The following is a 26280-nucleotide window of genomic DNA, read 5'->3' as shown; positions in this document are numbered from 1 at the left end:
GAGCGCTCATCCCCATCACCCCCTGAATGTCGAAAGGCCCGACGCGTTCCCCCGCGCCGGGCCCCTCGTGGGGGAGAAGTCAGGTGGAGAACGGGGTTACCCGCCCCGTGCGCGGCCAAACCACATCGGGCAGGATTCGTCCCATGTCCTTGCGCCTGCACGCCCCGGTGGTCCTGCCCTGCGATCCGACCTGCGGCGTTCTGCGGGACGCCGTGGTCGACCTCTCCGACGACGGCCGCATCACCCACACCGGACCGGCCGCCACCGCGCCCGCGTTCGACGGCGAGGTGCGGAAGATGACCGGCATCCTCATGCCTGGCCTCGTCAACACCCACGCCCACAGCCCGATGACCGTGCTCCGCGGGCTGGGCGGCGACCTGCCCCTGCTGCGCTGGCTGCGCGAGGCCATGTGGCCCGCCGAGGCCAAGATGACGCCGCAGGACAGCGGTGCCGGGATGCTCCTCGGCGCGGTCGAGATGCTGCGCAACGGCGTCACCACCAGCGCCGAGATGTACTTCCACGGCGAGAACCTGGTCGAGTCCGTGCTGGCCGCCGGGTCAAGGGCCGTCGTGGGCCTTGCCGTCCTGGACCTGCCGGGGATGCCGTGGCGGCCGATGGCCGACGCCGTCGACAAGTGGATCGACGCGGACGGCCTCCGCTTCGGCCCCGGCGAGCGCGTCGAACTCGGCTACGGCCCGCACTCCGCGTACATGCTCGCCCCGGAGGTGCTCGGCGAGATCGCCGCCTCCGCCCGGTCGCGGGGCGCCCTCACGCAGATCCACGTCGCCGAGGCGCCGGACGAGGACGAGGCCCAGCGCGCGTCCCACGGCTCCGTGCCGAGGCTGCTGGAGCAGGCGGGTGTCCTCCAGGGGCGGGTCCTGTCGGCGCACTCCATCCACCTCTCGCCGGAGGACATCGCGATCTACGCCCGCCACGGCGTCGGCGTCGCCCACTGCCCCGGCTCCAACACCAAGCTCGCCTCCGGCATCGCGCCCCTCCGGGCCTACCTGGACGCGGGCGTGCCCGTCGGTCTCGGCACCGACGGCCCGGCCAGCAACGACGACCTGGACCTGTTCGAGGAGGCCCGCCTGGCGGCGCTGCTGGCCAGGGTCTCGGCGATGGACGCGTCGGTGATCCGCGCGTCGGACGCCCTGCTGCTCGCCACGCGCGGCGGCGCGGCGGCACTCGGCCGCGACGACATCGGCGTGCTCGAAGCGGGCCGCTGGGCCGACGTGGTGCACATCGACGTCGACGACCCGGCCTTCGCCACCGGCGTGGACGCCCCGGACGACCAACTGCTGGCCAACCTCGTGTGGGCGTCCGGCTCGCGGCGCGTGCTCGACGTGTGGGTCGCGGGCGAGCAGGTCGTCGCGGGCGGCGAGAGCACGCGGGTCGACCGGGCCGAGGCGCAGGCGGCCGTCGGCGCCGTGTCGGCGCGACTGCGGGCGTAGCCCGCCGCTTGGCCGAACCCCGGTAGGAAGTCGGATGCCCTTCGACGCGCGTCGAAGGGCATCCGACCTGTCTCACGCGCGGGTCTCACCCTGTCGACACTGTCTGAACCGACGGACTTCTGCGCGTTCAATGACTGGCCCTTACCGCGTCAAAGAACGAGGGGCCGGCATCGGGGTGCACCGCGCCGCTCAACCGGGTGAATCGGCGCCGACTATTCCCACGGAGCGTAACGCCGACTCCCGCCGCGCCGATGTCCGGGTATCGAGGCGTGATGCGGGAGGCTGATAATTTTCGATTTTCTGGGATCAGCGCTTTGGGCAGGTTTTCTGCTACTCATCAGTGTCAGCGCTGCAAAATTCTTGCTCATTCCACTCCTCCGATTGATGCTGATCACCGCATTCCGGGCACTGTCGGGCGAGGAGGGGTTTCTTCGAACGGTTCGCCAGATCTTGTCATATCCGGTGCGCGCTCTACTCGGTAGGCAGCGTAAGGCGCGTCACGGTGACGCGGACAGCGAGTTCGAGTTGTTCATCGTCGATGTCGGGTTTGGCTTGCTGATCAGTTGGGCGCTCCAAGGATTCTGGCAGACACTGCTGACAGCGTTCTGTGCCGTGGCGCTCGCATTGATCGGCGTCGTGGTCTCGGACATGTGACCGGATCAGTGAGGTGTGAATTCCATGGATAATTCGATCGAACCCTCTACTCCGCGAGTGCCGTTCACCCTGCGGAACCAGGGTGGCGGGTTCACCTCCGGCCGCGAGGTCGGCGTGCTCGTGGTGGAAGCAGTGATGCAAGCACTGCACTATCCGGTGGCGGCCGTGGTGCGCGGAGTGGTCATGACCGTGAACCACCTCAGGGTCCAGATCGAGGTGCAGATGCAGGACGCGAGGGTGATCAAGCGCTGCGAACTCAGCGTTGTCACCGCGAAGCGGTTCAACGACTACCTACAGCACGTACAGGCCGACCAGACCTGGCACCCAGAGGTCAGGAAGCTGCTGGAGGAGAACCTGCTCGTCGATCTCGTGCGCGAAATGCACAGATTGCGGGATCAATAACCGCCTGGAACAGGAGTCCCATCATGGGGGAGATAGCCAAACGCAATTCGACCAGCGATCGCATGAGCAAGCCGGCAAAACTGGCCGAGCTTGCCACCAGCTTGGAGCGCAAGGCCGCGCTGATTCACCAAGAGGCCAGAGTTGACATGAAGATTTCGGAGATCCTTGCCGAGGCCGAGGTTGAGCAAGACAGGCTGGAGCGAGAATGAGCGACCGGACAGAACTAGAGGCGCTGATCCGAACGCAGATCGAGGAGCCGGCAGGCCACCGAATTTTGGCCATGGTGAGTTCTGGAATTATGGATCGGTCGGATGCCGACTTGTTCAGCACTTCGGCCGAGCGGTACAAGGCCGCAGTCCTGGCCGAATACGATACTTTTGATCCACGCGTGCGCGATGAGCTGCGCAAATCTCTCTTGGCCGACTACCAGCACGAGATCGACCGGCTCATCGGGGAGATCTCCGCGAGGTCAGCCGTTTTCTCGTCGAAAACAACGCCACTAGGTGAATCTGAACAAGCTGAACCAGCACTATCCCCAACTACGGAGTTCCCGAGCCGAAGTGGGCAGAACACATCTGTCGTGTCGAGCCTTCTGGGAGCACTGCGCAGGTATTTCCCTCCCAAGAACCCACGTCCACCACAGTAGAGAATCCGGTCCAACGACCGCTATCCGCACGAATGTCATCTCACTACGGCGGCTTGTCGACGTGCGACCGGTGTCGACAAGCCGCCGAGTTGAGCGTCAGTGCGCCCGCGGCCGGACGACGATCTCGGTCAGGTGCGCGTCGGGGCTCGCGTGGACGGCGGCGGCGACCGCGCGACCGACGGAGTCGGCCTCCAGGTAGAACTGCGGCTCGTACTCGCCGCCCTCCTGGGTGCGGACGTCGCGCTGCATGTCCGTGTCGACGCGGCCGGGGTGGACGGACGTGACGCGGATGCCGTGCTCGCGCTCCTCCTCGGCCCGCAGGGAGTCGCCGAACGCGCGGAGGGCGTACTTGCTGGCCGCGTAGGCGCCCCAGTTCGGGTGGGCGCGCAGGCCCGCGCCGGAGTTGATCAGGACCACCTGGCCGCTGGTGGCGCGCAGCGCCGGGAGCAGCAGCCTGGTCAGCTCGGCCACCGCGAAGACGTTGAGGTCGAACGTGCGCTGCCACAGGTCCGGCGGCGAGTCGGCGACGTGGCCCAGGTGGGTCACGCCCGCGCTGTGCACCAGCACGTCGAGGCGGTCGATCGACGTGACGGCCTCGGCCAGCGCGGCGTGGTCGGTGATGTCGACCTGCCACGGGCGGGCGTTGGGGAGGGTGGCGGCCAGGGCCTTGAGCGCGTCGGGGTCACGCCCGCCGAGGAGCAGTTCGTGGGTGTCCGACAGCGAACGGGCGATGGCCGCGCCGATGCCGCGCGAGGCGCCGGTGATCAAAGCGACAGGAGACATCCCTGAACCCTAGGGTCAGGTGAGTGGACACCGAACCGCGCTCCCGCGTCGTGCGCAAGGTCGCGCTCCGACTCGTCCCGTACCTGTGCCTGCTGTACTTCGTGAACTACCTGGACCGGGTCAACATCGGGTTCGCCGGCCCGAACGGGATGCGCGAGGAGCTCCAGCTCACCGCGACGGCGTTCGGGTTCGCGTCGGGCATCTTCTTCATCGGCTACCTGCTGCTGGAGGTGCCCAGCAACCTGGCGCTGCACCGGTTCGGGGCGCGGCGGTGGATCGCGCGGATCATGGTCACCTGGGGCGTGCTGGCGACCGCGATGGCGTTCGTGCCGAACGGGTCCGTGCTGATCCTGCTGCGGTTCCTGCTCGGCGTCGCCGAGGCGGGGTTCTTCCCCGGCATCATCCTGTACCTGACGTACTGGTTCCCGGCGTCGGAGCGGGCGCGGGTCGTGGCGCTGTTCATGGCGGCCATCCCGATCTCGTCCGCACTGGGCGCGACCCTGTCCGGGCTGCTGATCGAGGCGGGCGACGGGTGGTTCGGGCTGTCCGGCTGGCGGGTGATGTTCCTGGTCGAGGGCGTGCCCGCGCTGGTGCTGGCCGTGGTCACGTGGTTCTACCTGACCGACCGGCCGTCGGACGCGAAGTGGCTGACCGCGGACGAGCGGCGGTGGCTGGCCCGCGAGCTGCTGGAGGAGCAGCGGCGCACGGAGGCCGAGCACCACTGGCCGCTGCGGAAGGCGCTGACGCACCCGAGGGTCCTGGCGCTGGCGTTCGTCTACTTCGGCATCGTCTACGGCCTGTACACGCTGGGGTTCTTCCTGCCGACGATCATCGCGGGCTTCGAGCAGCAGTTCGGCACGACGATGTCGGTGGTGGAGCGCGGGCTGGTGAACGCGGTCCCGTACGCGATCGGCGCCGTCGTGATGGTGCTGTGGGCCCGGCACGGCGACCGGACCCGCGAGCGGACGTGGCACGTGGCCCTGCCCGTGCTGGTGGGCGGGGTGGCGATCCCGATCGCGCTCTACCTCGGCAACCCCGTCGCGGCGATGGCCGCCGTGACGGTCTGCGCGGTCGGGGTGTGCGCGGCGCTGCCGACGTTCTGGGCGCTGCCGACGAACTTCCTGACCGGCGCGGCCGCGGCGGGCGGCATCGCGCTGATCAACTCGCTGGGCAACGTCAGCGGGTTCGTCGGCCCCTACGTGACGGGGTGGCTGCGCGACTGGACCGGCACGCAGCGGGCCGGTCTGTGGGTGGTCGGGGTCTGCATGGTGACGGCCGCGCTGGTCGTCCTGCGGCTCGACCGAACCGCAGGACGACCAGGGGATCAGACCGACTCGTAGAACGCGTAGAGGGCGGTGTAGGGCACCGAGACCTGGGCGTTGGCCTGGCAGGCGCCGGTTGGGGCGACGCCGCCCTCGGTGTTCAGGCGCTGCACGTAGGTCACGCCGCCGAGCAGGCCGTCGCCGCGCACGGCCTTGGCCTTGAGCAGCAGCTCCGGGATCGCGCCCTGCCGGTCGACCTTGGCGCCGTCGACCGCGCCGGCCTCGACCGCACTGCCGTCCACAGTGGACACCCAGACGGGGCCGCGGGAGTGCAGCATCACGGGCTTGGAGTCCTTGTCCACCAGGACGGCCGCGGGTTCGAGCAGCTTCCACGTCCCGGCGGCGCAGGTGTACGCCTGAACGCCACTGGCCTCGTACTCGCCGACGAGCTTGTTGCCCTCGGGGACTTTCAGCACGTCAGCGACCTTGATGTCCTTCTTCTCCGCCGCAGCGGAGGAGGACGGGGCGGGCTGGGCGGTGCCCGCCGTGGCGTTGCCGCACGCCGACGTCACGCCCGCCAGTGCGAGGGCTCCGAGGGTCAGACCGATGAGCTGGACACGCTTCACTGTGCACTCCTGGGGGATGGCCGTTGAGGGGAACCGGCTGTCCGCGGTGCAGCCACCCATGACACGGGTGGTCGTTCGGCGTGGTTCAACCGAGAAACGTGGCCGCGGACACAGGGGTGCCCGCGGCCACCGTCTCAAGTGGACTCAGCCGCAGACGCGGCCGTTGTCCTTCTTCCACGCCACCACGACGGACGGGCGCGGCTGGCTCGTGCCGCCGTCCGGCCAGTGCGACAGCGGGTTGTCGGCGCTGGCGCCGGTGATCTCACCGGGGTGCTGAACCGAGACGAGCACGAACCGGTCGTTGATCACCGGACCGCAGGTCTCGGCGCCCTTGGGCACCGTCAGGAACTGCTTGACCCGACCGCGGTAGCGGCCCTCGACGGGCACGGCGAACAGGCCGTCGTTGGAGCCCAGCGCGTTGCCGTCGGTGGAGATCCACAGGTTGCCGCTGCTGTCGAACGCCACGTTGTCCGGGCACGAGATGGGGCTGACCTGCGACTTGTCGTAGCCACCGAAGTAGGTGTCGGCGGTGGCGGGGTCACCGCACACCAGCAGGAGCGTCCAGCGGAACGTGGTCGCGGTCGGGTCGCCGCGGTGCTCCTCCCACTCCAGGACGTGGCCGTTCTTGTTGCCGACACGGGGGTTGATCTCGGTGCCGGCCTCCTTGCCGGGCTTGCCGCGGTCGGTGTTGTTGGTCAGCGCCGCGTACACCTTGCCGGTGCGCGGGCTGGCCTCGATGTCCTCGGGGCGGTCCATCTTGGTGGCGCCGACCTTGTCCGCGGCGAGCCGGGTGAAGACGTACACCTCCTCGGCGGTGAAGCCGTCCACGAAGGACCGGTCGCCGCTGACCAGCTTGAGCCACTCGCCGGTGCCGTCGAAGTGGCCGTCCGACGGCAGCTTGCCGGTGCCGTCGATCTCGGCGACCGGGCTGTTGCCGCTGAACTTCGCCACGTACAGCGTGCCGTCGGAGAGCAGCTTCTTGTTCTGCTCGCGGGCGCGCTTGCTGTCGCCCTTCACGACCTTGTTCTTCGACACGTACTTGTAGATGTAGTCGAAGCGCTCGTCGTCGCCCATGTACGCCACGACCCGGCCGTCCTTCGCGACCCGGATCGTGCAGCCCTCGTGCTTGAAGCGGCCGAGCGCGGTGTGCTTGACCGGCGCGGAGTCCTTCTCGTGCGGGTCGATCTCGACGACCCAGCCGTGCCGGTTGAACTCGTTCGGCTCCTGCGCGAGGTCGAAGCGCTTGTCGAACCGCTCCCACTTGCGCTCGGTGGTCGCGCCGGGCAGGCCGTAGCGGCTGGCGCGGGCGAGGGCGACCGGGTCGGTGATCGAGGCGCCACCGGCGAAGTAGCCGTTGAAGTTCTCCTCGCCGGACAGGATCGTGCCCCACGGCGTCACGCCGCCCGCGCAGTTGCCGAACGTGCCGAGCACGCGCTTGCCGGTCGGGTCGGTCGACGTCTTGAGGAACTTGCTGCCCGCGGCCGGACCGTCGACGGTGAACGGCGTGGTCACGGTGATGCGGCGGTTGTACTTGCGGTCCACCTTGGGGACGAGCTTGCCGCTGCGGTGGTCCTGCTCGACCACGACGACGGAGAAGCCGTGCCCGGCCCAACCGATCTTGACCTGCGCCTCGGTGGGGTTGTTGGCGTCGTAGCCCTTGTGCATGTGCGGCTCGGTCGTGTACTCGTGGTTGCTGCCCATGAGCCAGCGGTTCCAGCCGTCGAGCGGGACCAGGCCGCAGAAGTCGTTGTTGTAGCCGAACTGCGCGGCCTGCGCCTCGGGCGTCTGGTTGTCGAAGTCGAACTTGGGCGCGCCCGGCAGGACGGGGTCGCCCCAGCGGATCACGACGGCGGACTCGTAGCCGTCGGCCGTGACGATCCGGTCCTCGGTGTTCGGGGCGACGGCGGTGAAGTTCAGCCCGTCCTTGCGACGGCCGCCGCCCAGGTCGGCGTCGATCGTGACGTCCGGAGCGGCGGCGGCGGTACCCGTGCCCAGCGCGGTCGCGCCCGCACCCGCCACCGCGAGCACGGCGCCCGCCTTCAGCACGCCACGACGGCTGACGACCTCGCGGACGACGTCGCCGAAGTAGGCGTTCTCCGAGGTGTTCGGGGCGTCGTGCGCGCAGGCGTTGCCGCAGCGGTAGAGGCAGGTCGTCTCCGACCGACCCAGCGGGTGGTTTGGCAGCAGCAGTGGGAGCAGGCGACGAGCCCGATCGGCGGGTGCGGACACGCGGACCTCCGTGGTGGATCGGTGGGAACCGGCCGACCGTAAGAGGAGAAGCGGTTGTCCAGTGGACATCGAGGTGAACGCAGGACGAACACCCGCCGATCAGGGCACCTCAGGAGCCGATCTCGTCCGGCTGGCGCCGCCCCTGCTTCCACACCGCGACCACCGACGGCCTCGGCTGGCTCGTGCCGCCGTCCGGCCAGTGCGACGCCGGGTTGTCCGCCGTCGCCCCGTCCACCTCACCGGGGTGCTGCACGCACACCGTCACCACGCGCTCGGTGATGACCGGCCCGCACGTCTCCGCGCCGCGCGGCACCGTGAGGAACTGCTTGAGGTGGCCGCGCTGCGGACCGGACACCGGGACGCCGAACAGGCCGTCGTTGTTGCCGTTGAGCGCGGCCCCCGAGTCGCTGGAGATCCACAGGTTGCCGTGCGGGTCGAACGCGACGTTGTCCGGGCTGGAGATCGGCGACACCTGGTCCTTCGGGAAACCCGCGAAGTAGGTGTCCGGCGCCGCCGGGTCGCCGCACACCAGGAACAGGTTCCAGGAGAACGTCAGGGCGAGCGCGTCGCCCCGGCGTTCGGTCAGCTCCAGCACCTGGCCGTGCTTGTTGAGGACGCGCGGGTTCGGCTCGGTCGCGCCTTCCTTGCTGCCCGGCTTGCCGCGGTCGACGTTGTTGCTCAACGCGCAGTAGACGACCCCGGTCTTCGGGTGCGCCTGGATGTCCTCCGGCCGGTCCATCTTGGTGGCGCCGACCTTGTCGCCCGCGAGCCGGGTGAAGACGTAGACCTCCTCGGCGGTCATGCCGGGGACGAACGACCTGTTCCCCGCGGCGAGGGGGATCCACTCGCCGGAGCCGTCGAAGTTGCCGTCGGACGGCAGCTTGCCGGTGCCGTCGATCTCGGCGGGCGGGCTGTCGCCGGTGAAGCGGCCGACGTAGAGCGTGCCGTCGTCGAGCAGCGTCATGTTGTGCCGCCGCGCGGCCTTGCTGCCGCCCTTGCGCATCTTGCCGTTGGAGATGAACTTGTAGATGTACTCGAACCGCTCGTCGTCACCGGAGTAGGCGACGATCCGGCCGTCGTCGGCGACGCGGATGTTGGCGCACTCGTGCTTGAAGCGGCCGAGCGCGGTGTGCTTGACCGGCGTGGAGTCCGGGTCGTTCGGGTCGAGTTCGACGACCCAGCCGAACCTGTTGACCTCGTTGGGCTCCTGGGCGAGGTCGAACCTCTTGTCGAACCGCTCCCACTTGCGCGTGGTGGCCGTTCCGGTGACGCCGTAGCGGGTCAGCCTCGGATCGTTGCGGGTGGCCGCGTTGCCGAAGTACTGGTTGAAGTTCTCCTCGCCGGACAGGATCGTGCCCCACGGGGTCACGCCGCCCGCGCAGTTGTTCAGCGTGCCGAGCACGCGCTTGCCGGTCGGGTCGACCGAGGTCTTGAGCAGGTCGCTGTCCGCGGCGGGCCCCCGCACCTCGAACGGCGTGGTCATGGTGAACCGGCGGTTGTACCGGCTGAACGACGGCGTGAGCTTCCCGGAGAACGGGGTCCGCTTCACCATCACCACCGACAGGCCGTGCGCCGCCCACGCGATGCGGACCTGCTCCTCGGTCGGGTTGTCCGCGCTGTACCCGCGGAACATCATCGGCTCGGTCGTGTACTCGTGGTTGGTCACCAGCAGGTTGACCAGCCCGAGCGGGTCCTGCGGCAGGAGCGCGGCGAAGTCGCAGTTGAAGCCGAACCGCCTCTCCTGGAGCGCCGCGGTCTGGTGGTCGAAGTCGAACTCCGGCACGCCGGGGAACAGCGGGTCGCCCCACCTGATCACGACGTGCTGCTGGTACCCCTCGGGCACCACCACCGCGTCGAGCTGGTTCGGGGCCACGGGGGTGAAGTCCAGGCCCCGCGGGGCCTTCCCGCCGCGGTCGACCGGGTCCGCGACGGCGACGGCGGGCAGGCCCGCCGCGGCGCCGAACGCGACGACGGCGCCCGCCTTCATCGCGGTCCGCCTGCTGATGAGCTGCCGGACCACGTCACCGAGGTAGTCGTTGGCCGACGTGTTGGGCACGTCGTGGAAACACGCGTCGCCGCACCGGTATTCGCACGTCAACGCCGCGCGGTTACTCGCGTGGTTGGACAGCAGGGGTAGGTGTCGCACTCGAACGCCTCCTACGGTCAGTCCTGAGAACCCACTGACCGTAAGGGGCCGTTCACCTTTTGTTAACCCATCGCCTCGTCCCCGACCAGAACGGCTTCGGCGGGCAGCGCCTGGACGTCCGGCCGCTCCTCACCGAGGGACAGGAGCCCGGCGGCGACCGCGCACAGGGCGGCAGCGGCGATGAACGGCGCGTGGTCCGAGCCGAACCACTCGGCGACGTGGCCGACGAGCGTCGCGGCGGCGGCCCCTCCGAGCCAGCGCAGGAAGTTGTAGCCCGCGCTCGCGACCGGGCGCGGAGCCGGGCTGACGCTCATCGCGGTACCGGTGAACAGGGTGTTGAGCAGACCGGACACGACGCCGCTGAGGATCACGGCGACGACCAGCACGGCCTTGCTGTCGACGCTCATCACGAGCATCAGGACGGCGAAGCCGACGACCGCGAACACCGTCGCGCGCCGTTCGCCGAACCGCGCGGCGAGGCGGGGGGCCAGTACGACACCCGCGACGGCGACGCAGAGGCCCCAGCCGAAGAAGATCAGGCCGATCCGGACGGCACCCCAGCGCAGCACGAACGGCGACCAGGCCAGGACGGTGAAGAACGCGGCGGTGTACAGCGCGGCGCCCGCGGACGTGCGGAACAGGCCACCGTGCCCGAGCGCGCGCAACGGGTCGAGCAGCCCGACCCTGGCCCGCTGCTCGGCGGCGTCCGACGGCAGCATCGTCGCGCAGAGCACCAGTGCCACGGCCATCAGCGCGGCCGTGCCGAAGAACGGGCCGCGCCACGAGATGCTGCCCAGCAGCGCGCCGAGCAGCGGCCCGACCGACAGGCCGATGCCGAGCGCGGCCTCGTACAGCAGGATCGCGCCCTTCTGGCCGCCGGACGCGGCGCCGACGATCACCGAGAGCGCGGTCGCGATGAAGAACGCGTTGCCGAGCCCCCACACCGCCCGCAGGCCGACGAGTTGGCCGATCGACCCGGCCAGCGCGCAGGCCAGCGTCGCCACGACGATCAGCACGAGGCCGGTCAGGACGGTGCGCTTGGCGCCGAACCGGGCGGCCACCGCGCCGGTGACCAGCATCGCCAGCACCTGCACGCCCAGGTACGACGAGAAGAGGAGGGTCACCTGGGAGGGCGTGGCGCGCAGGCCTTCCGCGATGGACAGCAGGATCGGGTCGACCAGGCCGATGCCCATGAAGGCGATCACCGCGGCGAACGCGGTGATCCACACCGGGCGGGGCTGGCCCTTGATCGCGTCGAGGAGTTTCGGGTGTTCGCTCACGTTCGACCACGTTAGCCCTTTTTACTTCGCCAAGCTAAGTATAGTGGCTCACAGGTACGGTCTGGCTGTGGAAGCAGTGGTTTTCGACCTCGACGGCGTGCTCGTGGACTCCGAACGCGTGTGGGACGAGGTGCGGCAGGCGTTCGCCGCCGCGCACGGCGGCACGTGGCTGCCCGACTCGACACGGGCCATGCAGGGCATGAGCACCCCCGAATGGGCGTCCTACCTGGTCACCGAGGTCGGCGTGCGCCTCACCCCGGACGAGACCGCGTCCGGCGTGGTCGACGAGATGGCCGCCCGCTACGCCCAGGGCCCACCGGTGGTCGACGGCGCCGTGGCCGCCGTCCGCGCCGTGGCGGCCCGCTACCCCGTCGCCATCGCCAGCTCGTCCCCACCGGTCCTGATCAGGGCTTTCCTGGAAGCGACCGGCCTGTCCAGCCTGGTGCCGGTAGCACTGTCCAGCGAACAGACCGGCGCGGGCAAACCAGCCCCCGACGTCTACCTGGCCGCCGCCCGCTCACTGGGCGTAGCCCCCACCGCCTGCGCCGCCGTCGAGGACTCCACCAACGGCCTCCGCTCGGCCATCGCCGCGGGCATGACCGTCTACGCCATCCCCAACCCGCACTTCCCACCGGACCCGGCGGTGCTCGCGACCGTGACCGTGGTCGCCTCGATCACCGCCCTGCCGGACGCCCTGGGCTAGATCTTTCGACCCGGTGGTGGTTGTCGTGGTTCCACGTGAAACCGCCGGTCCGCACACGTGCATCGGCTCGGGCACCTCGTGCGCGACGCGGTGCCCGACCCAGCTCACCTACGCGGAGTGGCTCCGGCCCGCGGTTTCGGGTCCACGAAGCTCAACGCCGCCAACCCCACGGCGAAGCACGTCATGGCCACGACCCCCTTGGGCCAGTAGATGTGGCTGTCCAGGAACAGGTACGCCCCGAACACCAGCACCACCCCACCCGGAGCCGACTTCCACCCGACCCGCAGGGCGACCCCGACGACGAGCAGCACCGACGCCACGAGGAAGCACCACGCCCCCGGCGTCCCCAACGCGTTGCCGACGTCGAACAACGGGTCGACCACCGCCGTCCTCCCGTTCTGCGCGATCGCCATCGCCCCACCACCGACCCCGGCGATTGTGTCCAACGCCCCGTAGAGCACCGCGTAGGCGAACGCCGCGACCCGGCCCGCCCACCGGATCAGGGGCGGGCTGGAGTCCAACAACACCCACACCGCCGCGGCGAGCAGCGGGAACACGAACGCCAACGCGATGTGCATGTCCCGCCAGTGGTGGGCGGTGGACGCGTCCAGGAACTGCGGGTGCGTGAGCCCGACGGCGGCGAGGACCAGTCCTGGCAGCGCGACCAACGCGGTGCGGATGTGCATCGACCCACGCTAGTGGCCGACGAGCCCGGAACCTCGAGACGTCACACTCCCGAAAGGACCTCCACCCACCTAGTGTCCGGACCATGACTGATCGAGTTGCGGTGGTGACCGGCGCGGCGCAGGGCATGGGGCGGCGGATCGCCGAGGTGCTGCGGGGCGAGGGGTGCGTGGTGGTCGGTTTCGACCTCCAGGACACCGACGGCGGGGTCGCGGGCGACGTGGCCGACGCCGCCGACGTGGCGCGGCTGGCGGAGCACGTCCACGAACGCCACGGTCGGGTCGACGTGCTGGTCAACAACGCGGGGATCGCGGGCATCGTGCCCTTCGAGGACACCTCGCTCGAACTCTGGCAGCGCGTCATGGAGGTCAACCTCACCGGCCCGTTCCTGCTCAGCCAGGCGTTCGGCCGGATGATGCTCGCCAAGGGCGCCGGGTCCATCGTCAACATCGCCTCGGTGGCGGGCCTGACCGGCGTGGCCGACCGCGCGGCGTACAACACCACCAAGCACGGCCTGATCGGGATGACCAGGACGCTCGCCGTCGAGTGGGGCGGGCGCGGGGTGCGGGTCAACGCGGTGTGCCCCGGCTGGGTCAAGACGGAGATGGACGTCGAGTCCCAGGCAGGCGGCCACTACGTCGACCAGGACATCACCGACCACGTGCCCGCGGGCCGGTTCGCGGTGCCGGACGACATCGCGCAGGCCGTCGCGTTCCTCGCCGACCCCGAGCGCAGCGGTTTCGTCAACGGGGTGGCGCTGCCCGTCGACGGCGGGTGGACCGCCGACGGGTCGTGGCAGTCGCTGCGGCTGTCGAAGCGCTAGACGCCCTGCCAGGGCGTGCACACCTCGTGGCGCTGGGCGCCGATGTCGGTCCAGCCGTACGCGCAGGCCCGCACGGTGCGCACGTCGGGGATGGACCGGCCGGGATCGGTGAGGGCCTTCAGCTCGCCGGTCCCGGTCACGGTCTTCTCGGTGATGGTGATCGGGCGCGGCAGCATGTCCATCCGCTGCTGCACGAAGACCCGGAGCGTCGCGGGCGCGGTCGGGGTGGCGGACGCGAAGCGGCCGTCGGCGGCGAACTCCTTGCCCTCGTAGGACACCAGCTCGACGCACAGCTCGGTCTTGTCCGACGTCGGCGGCTCCAGGCACGTCGGCGCGGGGACGGCGGTGGCGGCGGGCGTGAGCAGGCCGGTCAGGAACACGGCCACCAGCAATGGCTTCAGCATGAGAAATACCCCCTGCGCCGCAGGCTAGTGGCCCGCGGCGCAGGGGGTGTACCGAGAACGTGCGACTAGCGCTCCACGTCGCCGCGGATGAACGCCTCCACGGCGAGGTGCGCCTCGGAGTCGGAGTACTGCTCCGGCGGCGACTTCATGAAGTACGAGGACGCCGACAGGATCGGGCCGCCGATGCCGCGGTCCAGCGCGATCTTCGCGGCGCGCACGGCGTCGATGATGATGCCCGCCGAGTTCGGCGAGTCCCACACCTCGAGCTTGTACTCCAGGTTCAGCGGCACGTCGCCGAAGGCGCGGCCTTCGAGGCGGACGTACGCCCACTTGCGGTCGTCCAGCCACGCCACGTAGTCCGACGGTCCGATGTGGACGTTGCGCTTGCCGAGGTCGCGGTCCACCTGGGACGTGACGGCCTGCGTCTTGGAGACCTTCTTGGACTCCAGGCGCTCCAGTTCCTTCATGTTGAGGAAGTCCATGTTGCCGCCCACGTTGAGCTGCATGGTGCGGTCCAACTGGACACCGCGGTCCTCGAAGAGCTTCGCCAGCACGCGGTGCGTGATGGTGGCGCCGACCTGGGACTTGATGTCGTCACCGACGATCGGGACGCCCGCGGCGCGGAACTTCTCGGCCCACACCGGGTCGGAGGCGATGAACACGGGCAGCGCGTTGACGAACGCGACACCGGCGTCGATCGCGGCCTGGGCGTAGAAGCGGTCCGCGTCCTCGGAGCCCACCGGCAGGTACGCGACCAGCACGTCCGCCTCGGTCTCGCGGAGGACCTGGACGACGTCGACCGGCTCCTCGTCGGACTCCTCGATGGTCTCCCGGTAGAACCGGCCGAGACCGTCGTAGGTGTGGCCGCGCCGCACCGGCACGCCGAGCGGCGGCACGTCGGCGATCTTGATCGTGTTGTTCTCGCTCGCGCCGATCGCCTCGGACAGGTCGTGGCCGACCTTCTTGGCGTCCACGTCGAACGCGGCCACGAACTCGATGTCGCGGACGTGGTAGTCGCCGAACTGGACGTGCATCAGCCCTGGCACCTTGGCGGCCGGGTCGGCGTCGCGGTAGTACTGGACTCCCTGCACCAGCGAAGCCGCGCAGTTGCCAACCCCGACGATGGCCACCCGAACAGTGCGGCGTTGTGCGCCCATGCCGAGTCCTCCTTCTGGTTCTGCTGTGGTTTTGCCCCTGATGGCAGCGGTCACTCTTCGTTCTTCCGCTGTTCCGCCTGCTCGTGGGCGATGAGCTCGTTGAGCCACCGCACCTCGCGCTCGGTCGTGTCCAGCCCCATGCGGTGCAGCTCACGGGTGTAGCGGTCGATCCGGTCGCTCGCGCTCCCCAACGTGGTGCGCAGGCCTTCCCGGCGTTCTTCGACGCGCCTGCGCCTGCCTTCCAGGATCCGCATCCTGATCTCGGCGGGGGTGCGGGAGAAGAAGGCCATGTGGACGCCGAACGAGTCGTCGTCCCACGTCTGCGGCCCCGCGTCGACGAGGAGTTCGGCGAACCGCTCCTTGCCGTCGGCGGTGATCTTGTACACCTTCTTGGCCCGCCGTCCCCAGGCCCGGACGTCGTCCTCGGGGGCTTCCTCGACGATGAGGTGGGCGCGTTGGAGACGCCCCAGCGTCGGGTACAGCGTCCCGTAGGAGAACGCCCGGAAGGCGCCCAGCAGCTCGTGCAGGCGCTTGCGGAGCTCGTAGCCGTGCATGGGTGCCTCGTGCAGCAGACCGAGGATGGCGAAGTCCAGCACGAGTCACCTCCCTACCTGAGCCCCGATGGGTGATCTCAGTATATCGGCCCGATACATCTGCACCTCCTGTTGAGTGTGTGCTGTGGCACACCGTGATATCGGATTCACCGACGCTGCCCTGAACGGACCACCGGTGGCGGGCGGTCGCCACGTACTCTTGTCGGGTGGTGACCCAGCGACAGGTCGTGGACTACGCGTTGCAGCGCCGTGCGCTGCTCGCTGACGTGCACTCGGGTCGTGTGGGTACGATGGAAGTCTGCGATGCGAGTCCATACCTACTCCGAGCTGCGAAGTTCCACGGCCAGCCGAGCGACGTCACGTGCCCGGTGTGCCGCAAGGAACCGCTGACTCTGGTGTCCTGGGTCTACGGCGAAGAGCTCAAGCACGCGGCGGGATCAGCGAGAACCGCCGAAGAGCTCGGACGGATGTCGAACCTCTACGAGGAATTCACCGTGTACGTCGTAGAAGTCTGCCGCACATGTAGTTGGAACCACCTGGTGCAGTCATACGTCCTGGGAACGCGTGGTCTGAAAACTCAGAAGCCACGCCGGAGGACCGCCGCGGAGTGAACCCGTTCCGCGGCTGATCGCCGTGACCGAACACAGGCGGTGTATGACCACCGAACCGCGCACGCGCGTGCGCCGGTCTGGGAGGGCCTTTTCGTGAACGACCAGCATGACGACAGGCAGCGTGGCGGAGAGCCGCAGTGGCCGACCGGGGACGACCCGGACGGTGGCGCGGCGGGTAGGCGTCACGGTGCCCAGGATCAGCCGGATGATCGAACCGGCGCTCGGAACCCGTCGCAAGGCGAGAACCGGCCCCCTCGACCGGGCACACCGCCCGGTGGCTTCCCGCGCCCACCGCAGGGCGGCGTCCCACCGCGTCCCGGTGGGCCCGCGGGCGGCTTCGGCCGTCCACCGCAGGGCCCCCCGCCCGGCGCGATGAACCAGGGCCCGCCCCCGCGCGGTCCCCAGGGCGGCCCTGGCGGCCGTCCTCCCGTGCCACCCCCCGGCGGCCCGCGCAGGCCCCCCGTGCCCCCCGGCGCGGGCGGACCGCCGCCGCCCGGTGGTCGTCCCCCCATGCCCCCCGGCGGCCAACGCCCCGGTGGGCCCGGCGGACGTCCCGGCGTGCCGCCGCCGCCCGTCAAGAAGCCCGACGAGCTGACGGACCTGCTCCAGCCGGTCCAGCCCTCGACGAAGCGCGAACCCGACCTGCTCACGCACCGGGAACCCGACGAGCCCGCGATCTTCTACGGCGACGAAGCCCTCGAGGAGGACTACGACGACGAGGAGGAGTTGACGGACGAGGAGGAGCGCCGCTTGCGCAAGAAGAAGATCTGGCGGCGCGTCCGCCGCATCTCCTACGTCGCCGCGGGCCTGATGATCCTGACGCCCGTCGTCGCCTTCGCCATCGCGTACCAGGTCGTCGACGTCCCGGACCCGGCGGTGGTCGCCGACGGCCAGCAGAAGGCCGTCACGATCCTCTACGCCAACGGCGACGAGATGACGAAGATCGCGCCGCAGGGCTCGAACCGGGAACTCCTCGCGGTCGACGACCCCCAGCTCACCGAAGACGTGAAGCACGCGATCTTCGCGGCCGAGGACGCCACCTTCGAGACGAACCCCGGCTTCGACTTCAAGGCCATCGGGCGCGCCGTCTGGATCCAGGTCAGCGGCGGTGAGAGCGGTGGTTCCGGTCTGACCCAGCAGTACATCAAGAAGGCGACCGAGAACGAGGCGCCCACGCTCTCCAGGAAGTTCACCGAGGTCGTCAAGGCCTACAAGATGAGCAACCAGAAGGGCAAGGGCGAGATCCTCGCGGCCTACCTGAACACCATCTACCAGGGGCGTTCGGCGTTCGGCATCAAGGCCGCCGCGAAGATGTACTACAACAAGGAGCTCAACCAGCTCTCCGCGTCCGAAGCGGCCCTCATCGCGGGCATGATCCAGAACCCCAGCCGGTCCGAGGAGGCCGAGTACCCGGTCAAGCGCTGGAAGTTCGTGATGGGTCAGATGCTCGACAAGAAGTGGATCTCCCAGGAGTACTACGACACCCAGACCTACCCGACGCCCGTGCCGCTGGCCGACGTCCAGCAGAACGCGTTGGAAGGCGTCCGCGCCCACATCCAGGCCCAGGTCGAGGCCGAGATGGCGAGCCCGGAGATCGGCATGACCGAGGAGAAGGCCCTCAAACTGGGCATCGTGGTCCACACGACCATCGACCCCGCCATGCAGCAGGCCTCCGAGACCGCCGTGCAGGACGTCATGGCGGGCCAGCCGGACAACCTGCGGTACTCGCTGACCGCCATCGACCCCAGCACCGGAGCGGTGCGCGCCTACTGGGCGGGCACCGACGGCCTCGGCATCGACTACAACCGGGGCACGCTCCAGGAGCCGGGCTCCTCGTTCAAGCCGTTCGACCTGGTCGCCGCGCTCCAGGAGGGCAAGGGCGTCGGCGAGGTCTACGACGGCAGCTCACCGCGGAAGTTCCCCGGCCGTGAGAACAACCCGGTCAAGAACGCCCAGGGCGTCGCCTGCGCCGTCCCCAAGCAGTGCAGCGTCCGCGAGGCGATGGTCAAGTCGGTGAACACCGTGTTCTACGACATGGCCGTCAACGAGGTGGGCACCCAGAAGGTCGCCGACGCCGCGCACCAGGCGGGCATCCCCGAGGAGGTCGCCATCGCCGGTGGCGACCCGCAGAAGCTCCTCGTCGGTGAGAACGGCGACGCGCCGGACGGCAACATCTCCATCGGCGGTGGCAAGACGCTCGTGCGCCCGTTCGACATGACGTCGGCGTACGCGACCTTCGCGGCCAGGGGCACCTACCACGAGCCGTACTTCATCACGAAGATCGAGGGCCCGGACGGGAAGCTGCTGCACCAGCACGCCGACAAGTCCCGGTCCGCGTTCGACGCCGACCCGGCGAAGAGCGAGCAGATCGCGGACAACGTCACCGACGTGCTGAAGGACATCCCGAAGGCCTCCGAGCGGACCAAGTGCGCGAACGGGCGCGAGTGCGCGGGCAAGACCGGCACGCACGAGCTCGACGGCGTCGACAACTCGAAGGCGTGGATGGTCGGTTACGTGCCGACCCTCGCGGCGGGCGTCTACATGGGCACCGAGGCGGGCAACGTCCCGCTGCGGAACGCCGAGGACACCCCGGTCTTCGGTTCCGGTCTGCCCGGCCAGATCTGGAAGAGGTTCATGGACCTCGCGCTGGAGAACGCACCGAAGGACGCGTTCCAGAAGGCCAAGATGATCGGCCAGTCGGAGCCGCCCAAGCCGTCCACCCAGACGACGACCACGACCAAGACGACCGATCCGACGACGACCGAGCCGACGACGACGACGGGGAAGCCGACGGAGACGTCCGAGACGTCCGAGACGACCTCCTCCCGCAACCCGCCGGGCTGCCTCCCCGCCCTCTGCCCGCCCACCGGGCCCTCCTCGCCCACCGGGACGAACGCGGGACCTGGACCGGGCAACGGGCGAAATCCCAACGACCCCTGATCCACCCCGATATCTGACGAAGGGCCCGACGCACTGGCGTCGGGCCCTTCGTCGTACCGGGGAGACCCACCGCGGCAGTCGCCGCGAGTTGACCCCGACGTGATCAGGCAACCCGTAGCATCCGGCGGGTGTCCAGCCCATCGGATGTCCAGAACTCCAACGCAGACGACACGGACTCGCTCGGTCCGGACGACCGCGTCGTGCCGACGTGGACGGAGCCGCTGGCGAAACAGGCCAGCCGCCCGTTCGGCGGTCCGGTCGGTCGGCACGCCGCGATCGGGCGGCACTGGTTCTGGACACCGCTGCGGGTGGTGCTGCTGCTGGCGGTCGTGACGCTGTCGCTGGCGTGGCTCCAGAAGTCGCCGTGCATCCAGCAGTACGTGGACGAGAAGGGCCAGGTGCAGCTCGACTGGCGGGGCAGCCGCCAGTTCGTGGCGCTCTGCTACTCCGACATCGTGCCGCTGTACACGGCCGAGCGGATGGACCAGCCCGGCACGTTCCCGTACCGGACGTCGTGGATCGACGACGAGGGCAAGCCGACCGCGCACATCCGGTACATGGAGTACCCGGTGCTCACCGGCGTGTTCCAGTGGGTGAACGCGCGGATGGCGCAGGGGTGGATCGCCCTGGCGCAGTCGGGGTGGCTGCCCGCGCCGATGACGGTGATCGTCTACTTCAACATGACCGCGCTGTGGCTGGCGCTGGCGTGGCTGGCGACGGCGTGGGCGGTCGCCAGGCTGGCCAGGCGGAGGGTGTGGGACGCGGCGGTCGTGGCGCTGTCGCCGCTGGTGATCGTGCACGCGTTCACGAACTTCGACACGATCGCCGCAGCGTTCGCGACGACCGGGATGTTGGCCTGGGCGAAGAAGAAACCGGTGCTCGCGGGCGTGCTGCTCGGACTGGGCGGCGCGGCGAAGCTGTACCCCCTGTTCCTGTTGGGACCGCTGCTGATCCTGTGCTGGCGGTCGGACCGGGTGCGCGAGGGCATGACGACGGTGGCGGCGACGCTGGCGACGTGGGCCGCGGTGAACCTGCCGATCGCGCTGCTCTACCGGCCGGGGTGGCAGGAGTTCTTCCGGCTCAACGCCGAGCGCGGCGTCGACCCGGACTCGCTGTACAACGTGGTGGCGCAGTGGACCGGCTGGCAGGGCTTCGACCCCGGTCTGGTGCAGGGCCAGGTGCCCGAGGTGCTGAACACCGTGAGCGCCGTGCTGTTCGTGCTCTGCTGCGCGGGCGTCGGGTTCATCGGCCTGTCCGCGCCGACGAGACCCCGGCTGGCGCAACTGGCCTTCCTGGTGGTGGCGGCGTTCCTGCTGACGAACAAGGTGTGGAGCCCGCAGTACTCGCTGTGGCTGGTGCCGCTGGCGGTGCTGGCGATCCCGCGGTGGAAGCTGCTGTTCGCGTGGATGGCGGTCGACGCGCTGGTGTGGGTGCCGCGGATGTACTTCTACCTGGGCACCGACCACAAGGGACTGCCGATCGACTGGTTCCTCGGCACGGTCGTGCTGCGCGACGTCGCGGTGGTCCTGCTGTGCGTGCTGGTCGTGCGGGAGATCTACCGGCCGTCGCTCGACCTGGTCCGCCGGGCGGGCGAGGACGACCCCGCGGGCGGGTTCCTCGACGGGGCACCGGACCGGAGGGTGTTGAAGCTCCCGAAGGCGCGCGAACCCGCGCACCAGATGAAGTCCTGACCACGTCGTCCGGCCCCGGCGGGAGCACCGCCGGGGCCGGACGCGTCAGGTCTGACGGCCGCCGTGCACGGGGGTGCGGTCGAACACCGGGGCGTCCTCGTCGTCCGTGACCGTGTCGCGGGACCGCAGGAAGACGTAGAACAGCACCACGAGCAGCGCGGCCCGGCCCCAGACGCCGATCACCACCGCCTGCGCGGAGAAACCGTCGTAGATGCCCGCGGGCTGGCCGAACTCGATCGCGTAGTACCAGCGGAAGATGCCGATCCCCATCGCCAGGTCCGCGGCGAAGTACGCGAACGCCCAGCCGAGCGGGATGCGCATCAGCACGAACATCGGCACCAGCCACAGCGTGTACTGCGGCGAGTGGACCTTGTGCAGCAGCAGGAACCCGCACAGCATCGCGGCGGACACCGGGATCCACGGGTACACGCCCTCGCGCTGGTACCGGCGCCAGCCGATCCACGCGGCGGCGGCGAACGACAGGGCCATGCACACCGGCGACAGGACGCTGACCAGCGACTGCATCGTGTCGTCCGTCATGAAGGGCCGCATGCCCCAGTACCAGATGGAGTTGGTCGTGATGTCGACCCGGCGCTGGCCCTGGAACTCGAACGACGCCAGCCAGCCCTTGTAGCCGAAGAGCGCGAACGGCAGGTTGACCAGCACCACGGTGATGATCGACGCGAACGCGACCTTGACCATCCCGGACCAGTCGTACCGCTTGCCCGCCGGCATCTCCTGGCCGCGCCAGCCGCCCGTGAGGACGTAGAGCATCAGCGGCAGCACGAACAACGCCGGGTAGATCTTGAACGCGAACCCGACGCCGAGCAGCACGGACGCGGCCAGCGCCCGGTCGACCAACGGCCGGTCGGCGCCGCGCTTCCCCCACCCGCGGTGCACCACGTAGACCGCGGCGACCGCGCACAGCACGACCGGCAGGTCCCAGTTGTGGAACGCGTAGAGCACCATCGGCGGCCCGATCGCCCACAGCAGGGCCCGCCACCGGGACAGCTTGCCCAGCAGCCACGCCGTCGCCAGGCCGAACGGCGCCATCAGCAGCGCCGAGAACAGCAGGAAGCCCGCGTCGGTGTCGGTGAAGATCGCGCCCGCCCAGATGAGCAGACCGGTCAGCACCGGGTACTCGACGCTGCCGCCGATCAGCACGCCCTTGGCGTTGATGTCGCCGTGCACGTACGGGAAGACGTGCCGGTCGACGTCGCGGCCGATCCACAGGTGCTGGATGTCCGAGTAGCAGACCTCCTGCTTGTTGCGCTGCTCGTAGTGCGGCTCGCTGCGGCCCCACTGGTCGAACGACGGACCCGTGCAGCGGTCCTTGTTCGCGAAGCCGACCATCAGGGTCAGCCCGCAGAGCAGCACGAGCACGGCCATGGCGGAACGCCCGAAGTGGTTGGACCGAGGCCCGTCGACGTGCTCGGGCACTGCGGCCACCACTTCCTGAGCCATGCTCACCGGCCGACGTGCTCGCGCAGGAACGCGATGTCGGCGGCTTGGCCCTCGTCGGGTGTCTCCACCACGGCGGGGGCGTCGGCGGCCGCCAGAACGGCGACCAACTGGTCGGACGGGATGGTGCCGGACGCGATGTTCGCGTGCCGGTCGCGGGACGACCCGAACTCGTCGCGCGAGCTGTTGAGGTGCACGAGGTCGATGCGGCCGGTGATGGCCTTGACCCGTTCGACGATGTCGACCAGGTCCTCGCCGGCGGCGAACGCGTGGCAGGTGTCGAGGCAGAACCCGGCGCCGAAGTCGCCGACCTCGTCCCACAGCCGCTTCAGCGCGTCGAACCGGCGAGCCATGGCGTTGTCACCACCGGCGGTGTTCTCGATCAGGATCGGCACGGCGAAGCCACCGGACTCGGCCTGGCGCTCGAAGAGCTTGCGCCAGTTCGAGAACCCCTCGGCGGGGTCCTCGCCCTTGGTGACGTGGCCGCCGTGCACGACCAGGCCCTGCGCGCCGACGGCCTTGGCGGCCTCGGCGTGCTGGGCGACCCCCTTGCGGGAGGGGATCCGGATGCGGTTGTTGAGGGACGCCACGTTGAGCACGTACGGCGAATGGATGAACACTGCGATGTCCGAGGCGAGCAGCTCGGCGGTCTGCGGGTGCGGTTTGGGCGCTTTCCAGCCCTGCGGGTCGGCCAGGAAGAACTGGACGACTTCCGCGCCACGGTCCGCCGCGGCGCCGAGAGGGTCGTCGTCGCGGACATGAGCCCCGATGCGCATGACCGTGCAGGGTAGTCGGCTTCGGTGAGGCCCTGCCGCCCCACCGTCGATACGGGGGTCGGGAAGACGATCGGCAAACAGCCGTGGACTGCGTCACCACCAGGACCTACGCTCGTTACTTGAAAGTAGGAAACGAGGGGGAGGCAGGACATGCGCACCCGACCCACCCGGTTGCTCGGAGCGGCACTCGTGGCACTCGTGATCGGCGCCGCGGGCGCCATCGCAGGTCAGGGCACTGCCGCCGCCGCTGAACCGGTGGTCGTGGGCAGTTGCAGCACCACCGTCGAGGGTGCGCCGGGCACGCCGGTCGCGCTGAGCCCCGGCGCCGTGGTCGACCCCGTCGTCAACCTCGTCCGCGCGATCCCGCTGCTCGGCCCGCCCCTCGCGGACCCGCTGCGCCAGGCGTTCACCTCGCTGCCACCGATCCCGATCGGCGCGATCCCCACCGGCACCGGCGTCATCACCGGCGGCGAGATCGCGAACAAGGTCGTCGCCGAGCTGTCCAAGCTCCCGCTGCTCGGCCCCGTGATCGGCGTCCTGGGCGCCTCCGTCCAGCAGACCCTGTCCGCCACCTGCGGCGTGACGGTGAAGGCCGTCAACGCCGTCGTGGCCCCCGTGCAGGACGGCACCAGCGCCATCGCCGACGCCTCGGAGGGCATCGTCGAGCAGGTCGTCCCCGGCGCGAACCAGCCGCAGGTCCCGCCCGGCGGCCAGCCGGGCACGGGGCAGCCGGGCACCGGCACGCCCGGCACCGGAACCGGCACCACCCCCGGCCAACCCGGCCCCGGCAGCATCTTCAGCCCGGTCGGCGGCGTCGGCCCCGGCGACGTGCCGCTCTACGGCCCGCAGGGGCTCGGCGCGAACTTCGGCCGCGTCCCGCTGTTCGGCTACGGCTCGCTGCCGTTCGCGACGCCCGGCCTGTTCTCGCCGTCGCCCGGCGTCCGCTACGGCGGCCAGGTGCCCGGCTACGCCCCCGGTTACGGGCTGCCCACGACGGACACCGGCACCGTGCAGACCGCGGGCCGCGCCCAGGCACTGCCCGGCACCGGGAAGATGGGCGGCGTGGCCGCCCCGGTGCTGCTCGCGGTGCTCGCGCTCTCGTGCGTGACCGGCGCGCTCGTGCGCACGTGGGTGCTCCGCCGTTCAGCGGCTTGACCCCGGTCGAGGACCGCTGCTACTCGCTGTTACCCTGGACAGGTTGCTGACGCGACGACCCTCCTGCCACGGATAGTCCGTGGCCGCGAGTCCACAGGAGGTGAGTGGTCCTCATGCGTCATTACGAAGTGATGGTCATCCTTGACCCCAGTCTCGACGAGCGCACTGTCGCACCGTCGCTGGACAACTTTCTCAACGTCATCCGCACCACTGGCGGGAACGTGGAGAAGGTGGAGGTCTGGGGCAAGCGCCGGTTGAGCTTCGAGATCAACAAGAGCAGCGAGGGCATCTACGCCGTCCTCGACCTGACCTCGACTCCCGACGCGGTGAAGGAACTGGACCGCCAGCTCGGCCTGCAGGAGACCGTGCTGCGGACCAAGGTCATGCGGCGCCACCCCCCGAAGTCCACCAAGGCTTCGGCGAAGGCGGCCAAGAACGCCGCCAAGGCCAAGGTCTGAGGCAGGGGCTCCCGACATGGCTGGCGAGACGACGATCACGGTGGTCGGAAACCTGACCGCCGATCCCGAACTGCGCTTCACCCAGTCCGGCGCCGCGGTGGCGAGCTTCACCGTGGCGTCCACTCCCCGCACGTTCGACAAGGCGTCGGGCGAGTGGAAGGACGGCGACGCGCTGTTCCTGCGGTGCAACGTGTGGCGCCAGGTCGCGGAGAACGTGGCCGAGTCGCTCACCCGTGGTTCGCGTGTGCTCGTGTCCGGGCGGTTGCGCCAGCGTTCCTTCGAGACGAAGGAAGGCGAGAAGCGCACCGTCGTGGAGCTTGAGGTCGACGAGATCGGCCCCTCGCTGCGCTACGCGACCGCGAAGGTCAACAAGGTCAGCCGTGGCGGGGGTGAGGGCGGCGGCTTCGGCGGCGGCTCCTCCGCACCCCGTGGTGGCGGCGCTCCCGCTGACGACCCCTGGGGCTCCGCCCCGGCGGCGAGCAACAGCGGCGGCGGCTTCGCCGACGAGCCCCCCTTCTAGACCGCGCACCGGTCACCCAGAAACCCACACCGCGTTCATTCCGGTTTACCCAGGAGCTAACACATGGCCAAGCCGCCTGTGCGCAAGCCCAAGAAGAAGGTCTGCGCCTTCTGCAAGGACAAGAGCGCCACTCAGATCGACTACAAAGACACCACCATGCTGCGGAAGTTCATCTCCGACCGCGGCAAGATCCGCGCGCGCCGCGTGACGGGCAACTGCTCGCAGCACCAGCGCGACGTCGCCATCGCCGTGAAGAACTCGCGCGAGATGGCGTTGCTGCCCTACACCTCGACCGCCCGCTAACTCAGAGAGAGACGGAGCCCAGAACATGAAGCTCATCCTCACTGCTGACGTGAGCGGCCTCGGTGGCCCCGGCGACATCGTCGAGGTCAAGGACGGTTACGGACGCAACTACCTGCTGCCCCGCGGTCTGGCCATCGTGGCCACCAAGGGTGCGGCCAAGCAGGTCGAGGTCATCCGCCGTGCCCAGGAGACGCGCCGCGTGCGCGACCTGGACCACGCCAAGGAGATCAAGACCGCGCTTGAGGGCCTCGGCGCCGTGGCGCTGAAGGCCAAGTCCGCGAAGGGTTCCGGCAAGCTGTTCGGCTCGGTCACCACGTCCGACGTGGTGTCCGCCGTCCGTTCCGCCGGTGGTCCGACGCTGGACAAGCGCGCCATCGAGCTGGCCGGTCACATCAAGACGACCGGCAAGCACGCGGTGACCGTCCGGCTGCACCCGGAGGTCACGGTCTCGCTCTCGGTGGACGTGTCCTCCGCTAGCTGAGCACCGCAGATCGACCGCTGACAGCGCCGTCCCCCCGGCTGGCCGGGGAGGCGGCGCTGTCGCTCGTTTGACGTAGTGCC

The 26280-nt window shown here is 69.7% G+C and carries 27 protein-coding genes; 16 read left to right on the top strand and 11 right to left on the bottom strand.

From position 1 onward, the window contains the following. Positions 1 to 143 precede the first annotated feature (143 nt). The 5 genes from NZH93_RS43140 (at position 144) to NZH93_RS43120 (ending at position 3153) form a co-directional block, all read left to right on the top strand. Positions 144 to 1451: an amidohydrolase family protein gene (locus tag NZH93_RS43140; protein WP_259629127.1), complete on the top strand. Its 1308-nt coding sequence runs from the start codon at positions 144 to 146 to the stop codon at positions 1449 to 1451. Positions 1452 to 1835: 384 nt separating this feature from the next. After that, complete coding sequence (locus tag NZH93_RS43135; protein WP_259629126.1) at positions 1836 to 2105, top strand: hypothetical protein; 270 nt, start codon at positions 1836 to 1838, stop codon at positions 2103 to 2105. Between the two features lie 57 nt (positions 2106 to 2162). Next, positions 2163 to 2507 (top strand): hypothetical protein, encoded by a 345-nt coding sequence (locus NZH93_RS43130; RefSeq protein WP_259629125.1) that lies wholly within the window; start codon positions 2163 to 2165, stop codon positions 2505 to 2507. Positions 2508 to 2530: 23 nt separating this feature from the next. Then, complete coding sequence (locus tag NZH93_RS43125; protein WP_259629124.1) at positions 2531 to 2716, top strand: hypothetical protein; 186 nt, start codon at positions 2531 to 2533, stop codon at positions 2714 to 2716. Beyond that, positions 2713 to 3153 carry a hypothetical protein gene (locus tag NZH93_RS43120; RefSeq protein WP_259629123.1) on the top strand — a complete coding sequence of 147 codons (441 nt, stop codon included), beginning with the start codon at positions 2713 to 2715 and terminating at the stop codon, positions 3151 to 3153. The genes NZH93_RS43125 and NZH93_RS43120 overlap by 4 nt, the downstream gene beginning before the upstream one ends. 96 nt (positions 3154 to 3249) lie before the next feature. Here NZH93_RS43120 and NZH93_RS43115 read toward each other — a convergent pair whose 3' ends face one another. Further along, a complete protein-coding gene (locus tag NZH93_RS43115; protein WP_259629122.1) occupies positions 3250 to 3936 on the bottom strand; it encodes an SDR family oxidoreductase in 687 nt (228 codons plus the stop codon). 23 nt (positions 3937 to 3959) lie between these two features. On the opposite strand from NZH93_RS43115, the gene NZH93_RS43110 reads away from it, so the two are divergent. Continuing rightward, on the top strand, positions 3960 to 5276 hold the full coding sequence (locus tag NZH93_RS43110) for an MFS transporter (RefSeq protein WP_259629121.1): 1317 nt from the start codon (positions 3960 to 3962) through the stop codon (positions 5274 to 5276). Here the strand turns inward: NZH93_RS43110 and NZH93_RS43105 are convergent. From NZH93_RS43105 to NZH93_RS43090, 4 genes are all read right to left on the bottom strand, one after another. Then, positions 5261 to 5824, bottom strand: a complete 564-nt coding sequence (locus tag NZH93_RS43105; RefSeq protein ID WP_259629120.1) for a DUF3455 domain-containing protein — start codon at positions 5822 to 5824, stop codon at positions 5261 to 5263. The genes NZH93_RS43110 and NZH93_RS43105 overlap by 16 nt on opposite strands. Before the next feature lie 144 nt (positions 5825 to 5968). After that, on the bottom strand, positions 5969 to 8053 hold the full coding sequence (locus tag NZH93_RS43100) for a PhoX family protein (protein ID WP_259629119.1): 2085 nt from the start codon (positions 8051 to 8053) through the stop codon (positions 5969 to 5971). 109 nt (positions 8054 to 8162) lie between these two features. Continuing rightward, positions 8163 to 10199 carry a PhoX family protein gene (locus tag NZH93_RS43095; protein ID WP_259629118.1) on the bottom strand — a complete coding sequence of 679 codons (2037 nt, stop codon included), beginning with the start codon at positions 10197 to 10199 and terminating at the stop codon, positions 8163 to 8165. A gap of 62 nt (positions 10200 to 10261) precedes the next feature. Next, positions 10262 to 11479: an MFS transporter gene (locus NZH93_RS43090; protein WP_259629117.1), complete on the bottom strand. Its 1218-nt coding sequence runs from the start codon at positions 11477 to 11479 to the stop codon at positions 10262 to 10264. Positions 11480 to 11546: 67 nt separating this feature from the next. Between NZH93_RS43090 and NZH93_RS43085 the strand changes: the two genes are divergently transcribed. Continuing rightward, positions 11547 to 12182 carry an HAD family hydrolase gene (locus NZH93_RS43085; protein WP_259629116.1) on the top strand — a complete coding sequence of 212 codons (636 nt, stop codon included), beginning with the start codon at positions 11547 to 11549 and terminating at the stop codon, positions 12180 to 12182. Between the two features lie 104 nt (positions 12183 to 12286). Here NZH93_RS43085 and NZH93_RS43080 read toward each other — a convergent pair whose 3' ends face one another. Next, the gene (locus NZH93_RS43080; RefSeq protein WP_259629115.1) at positions 12287 to 12868 is read right to left on the bottom strand and encodes a hypothetical protein; all 582 of its coding nucleotides are present in this window, start codon (positions 12866 to 12868) and stop codon (positions 12287 to 12289) included. 83 nt (positions 12869 to 12951) lie between these two features. On the opposite strand from NZH93_RS43080, the gene NZH93_RS43075 reads away from it, so the two are divergent. After that, positions 12952 to 13689 (top strand): SDR family NAD(P)-dependent oxidoreductase, encoded by a 738-nt coding sequence (locus NZH93_RS43075; protein WP_259629114.1) that lies wholly within the window; start codon positions 12952 to 12954, stop codon positions 13687 to 13689. On the opposite strand, the gene NZH93_RS43070 is transcribed toward NZH93_RS43075, so the two are convergent. From NZH93_RS43070 to NZH93_RS43060, 3 genes are all read right to left on the bottom strand, one after another. Continuing rightward, positions 13686 to 14093 (bottom strand): hypothetical protein, encoded by a 408-nt coding sequence (locus NZH93_RS43070; protein ID WP_259629113.1) that lies wholly within the window; start codon positions 14091 to 14093, stop codon positions 13686 to 13688. The two genes, NZH93_RS43075 and NZH93_RS43070, sit on opposite strands and share 4 nt — an antisense overlap. Positions 14094 to 14158: 65 nt before the next feature. After that, the gene (locus tag NZH93_RS43065) at positions 14159 to 15250 is read right to left on the bottom strand and encodes an inositol-3-phosphate synthase (protein ID WP_259629112.1); all 1092 of its coding nucleotides are present in this window, start codon (positions 15248 to 15250) and stop codon (positions 14159 to 14161) included. Positions 15251 to 15300: 50 nt separating this feature from the next. After that, positions 15301 to 15846 carry a PadR family transcriptional regulator gene (locus NZH93_RS43060; RefSeq protein ID WP_259629111.1) on the bottom strand — a complete coding sequence of 182 codons (546 nt, stop codon included), beginning with the start codon at positions 15844 to 15846 and terminating at the stop codon, positions 15301 to 15303. Positions 15847 to 16010: 164 nt separating this feature from the next. On the opposite strand from NZH93_RS43060, the gene NZH93_RS43055 reads away from it, so the two are divergent. The 3 genes from NZH93_RS43055 (at position 16011) to NZH93_RS43040 (ending at position 21046) form a co-directional block, all read left to right on the top strand. Further along, the gene (locus NZH93_RS43055; protein ID WP_259629110.1) at positions 16011 to 16415 is read left to right on the top strand and encodes a DUF5318 domain-containing protein; all 405 of its coding nucleotides are present in this window, start codon (positions 16011 to 16013) and stop codon (positions 16413 to 16415) included. 510 nt (positions 16416 to 16925) lie between these two features. Further along, the gene (locus tag NZH93_RS43045; protein WP_276025129.1) at positions 16926 to 19355 is read left to right on the top strand and encodes a transglycosylase domain-containing protein; all 2430 of its coding nucleotides are present in this window, start codon (positions 16926 to 16928) and stop codon (positions 19353 to 19355) included. Between the two features lie 128 nt (positions 19356 to 19483). Next, positions 19484 to 21046, top strand: a complete 1563-nt coding sequence (locus NZH93_RS43040; RefSeq protein ID WP_259629109.1) for a glycosyltransferase family 87 protein — start codon at positions 19484 to 19486, stop codon at positions 21044 to 21046. A gap of 45 nt (positions 21047 to 21091) precedes the next feature. Here NZH93_RS43040 and NZH93_RS43035 read toward each other — a convergent pair whose 3' ends face one another. Then, positions 21092 to 22510 (bottom strand): glycosyltransferase family 87 protein, encoded by a 1419-nt coding sequence (locus NZH93_RS43035; RefSeq protein WP_276025128.1) that lies wholly within the window; start codon positions 22508 to 22510, stop codon positions 21092 to 21094. A 2-nt stretch (positions 22511 to 22512) separates the two neighbouring features. Continuing rightward, positions 22513 to 23283: a deoxyribonuclease IV gene (locus NZH93_RS43030; protein WP_259629107.1), complete on the bottom strand. Its 771-nt coding sequence runs from the start codon at positions 23281 to 23283 to the stop codon at positions 22513 to 22515. A 150-nt stretch (positions 23284 to 23433) separates the two neighbouring features. On the opposite strand from NZH93_RS43030, the gene NZH93_RS43025 reads away from it, so the two are divergent. From NZH93_RS43025 to rplI, 5 genes are all read left to right on the top strand, one after another. Next, positions 23434 to 24438, top strand: coding sequence for a hypothetical protein (locus tag NZH93_RS43025; protein ID WP_259629106.1), 1005 nt, complete (start codon positions 23434 to 23436; stop codon positions 24436 to 24438). A 113-nt stretch (positions 24439 to 24551) separates the two neighbouring features. After that, positions 24552 to 24896, top strand: coding sequence for a 30S ribosomal protein S6 (gene rpsF, locus NZH93_RS43020; protein ID WP_259629132.1), 345 nt, complete (start codon positions 24552 to 24554; stop codon positions 24894 to 24896). A 16-nt stretch (positions 24897 to 24912) separates the two neighbouring features. Then, positions 24913 to 25416 carry a single-stranded DNA-binding protein gene (locus NZH93_RS43015; RefSeq protein WP_259629105.1) on the top strand — a complete coding sequence of 168 codons (504 nt, stop codon included), beginning with the start codon at positions 24913 to 24915 and terminating at the stop codon, positions 25414 to 25416. A gap of 63 nt (positions 25417 to 25479) precedes the next feature. Next, entirely contained in the window at positions 25480 to 25719 is a 240-nt protein-coding gene (gene rpsR, locus NZH93_RS43010; protein WP_106184952.1) for a 30S ribosomal protein S18, read from the top strand. A gap of 25 nt (positions 25720 to 25744) precedes the next feature. After that, positions 25745 to 26200, top strand: a complete 456-nt coding sequence (gene rplI, locus NZH93_RS43005) for a 50S ribosomal protein L9 (protein ID WP_106184953.1) — start codon at positions 25745 to 25747, stop codon at positions 26198 to 26200. The last annotated feature ends 80 nt before the right edge of the window (positions 26201 to 26280 follow it).

The sequence above is a fragment of the Umezawaea endophytica genome (assembly GCF_025061645.1).
Lineage (GTDB): Bacteria > Actinomycetota > Actinomycetes > Mycobacteriales > Pseudonocardiaceae > Umezawaea > Umezawaea endophytica.
Note: the sequence above shows the minus strand (reverse complement) of the source record. Positions and strands in the feature narration are given on the sequence as shown.

Bases quoted from the DNA above. Each gene is read 5' to 3' on its own strand.
- rpsF (WP_259629132.1), top strand. From the start codon at position 24,552: ATGCGTCATTACGAAGTGATGGTCATCCTTGACCCCAGTCTCGACGAG.
- NZH93_RS43075 (WP_259629114.1), top strand. From the start codon at position 12,952: ATGACTGATCGAGTTGCGGTGGTGACCGGCGCGGCGCAGGGCATGGGG.
- NZH93_RS43115 (WP_259629122.1), bottom strand. From the start codon at position 3,936: ATGTCTCCTGTCGCTTTGATCACCGGCGCCTCGCGCGGCATCGGCGCG.
- NZH93_RS43065 (WP_259629112.1), bottom strand. From the start codon at position 15,250: ATGGGCGCACAACGCCGCACTGTTCGGGTGGCCATCGTCGGGGTTGGC.
- NZH93_RS43140 (WP_259629127.1), top strand. From the start codon at position 144: ATGTCCTTGCGCCTGCACGCCCCGGTGGTCCTGCCCTGCGATCCGACC.
- NZH93_RS43080 (WP_259629115.1), bottom strand. From the start codon at position 12,868: ATGCACATCCGCACCGCGTTGGTCGCGCTGCCAGGACTGGTCCTCGCC.
- rplI (WP_106184953.1), top strand. From the start codon at position 25,745: ATGAAGCTCATCCTCACTGCTGACGTGAGCGGCCTCGGTGGCCCCGGC.
- NZH93_RS43135 (WP_259629126.1), top strand. From the start codon at position 1,836: ATGCTGATCACCGCATTCCGGGCACTGTCGGGCGAGGAGGGGTTTCTT.
- NZH93_RS43045 (WP_276025129.1), top strand. From the start codon at position 16,926: ATGCCCCCCGGCGGCCAACGCCCCGGTGGGCCCGGCGGACGTCCCGGC.
- NZH93_RS43030 (WP_259629107.1), bottom strand. From the start codon at position 23,283: ATGCGCATCGGGGCTCATGTCCGCGACGACGACCCTCTCGGCGCCGCG.
- NZH93_RS43120 (WP_259629123.1), top strand. From the start codon at position 2,713: ATGAGCGACCGGACAGAACTAGAGGCGCTGATCCGAACGCAGATCGAG.
- NZH93_RS43015 (WP_259629105.1), top strand. From the start codon at position 24,913: ATGGCTGGCGAGACGACGATCACGGTGGTCGGAAACCTGACCGCCGAT.
- NZH93_RS43035 (WP_276025128.1), bottom strand. From the start codon at position 22,510: ATGGCTCAGGAAGTGGTGGCCGCAGTGCCCGAGCACGTCGACGGGCCT.
- NZH93_RS43125 (WP_259629124.1), top strand. From the start codon at position 2,531: ATGGGGGAGATAGCCAAACGCAATTCGACCAGCGATCGCATGAGCAAG.
- NZH93_RS43070 (WP_259629113.1), bottom strand. From the start codon at position 14,093: ATGCTGAAGCCATTGCTGGTGGCCGTGTTCCTGACCGGCCTGCTCACG.
- NZH93_RS43025 (WP_259629106.1), top strand. From the start codon at position 23,434: ATGCGCACCCGACCCACCCGGTTGCTCGGAGCGGCACTCGTGGCACTC.
- rpsR (WP_106184952.1), top strand. From the start codon at position 25,480: ATGGCCAAGCCGCCTGTGCGCAAGCCCAAGAAGAAGGTCTGCGCCTTC.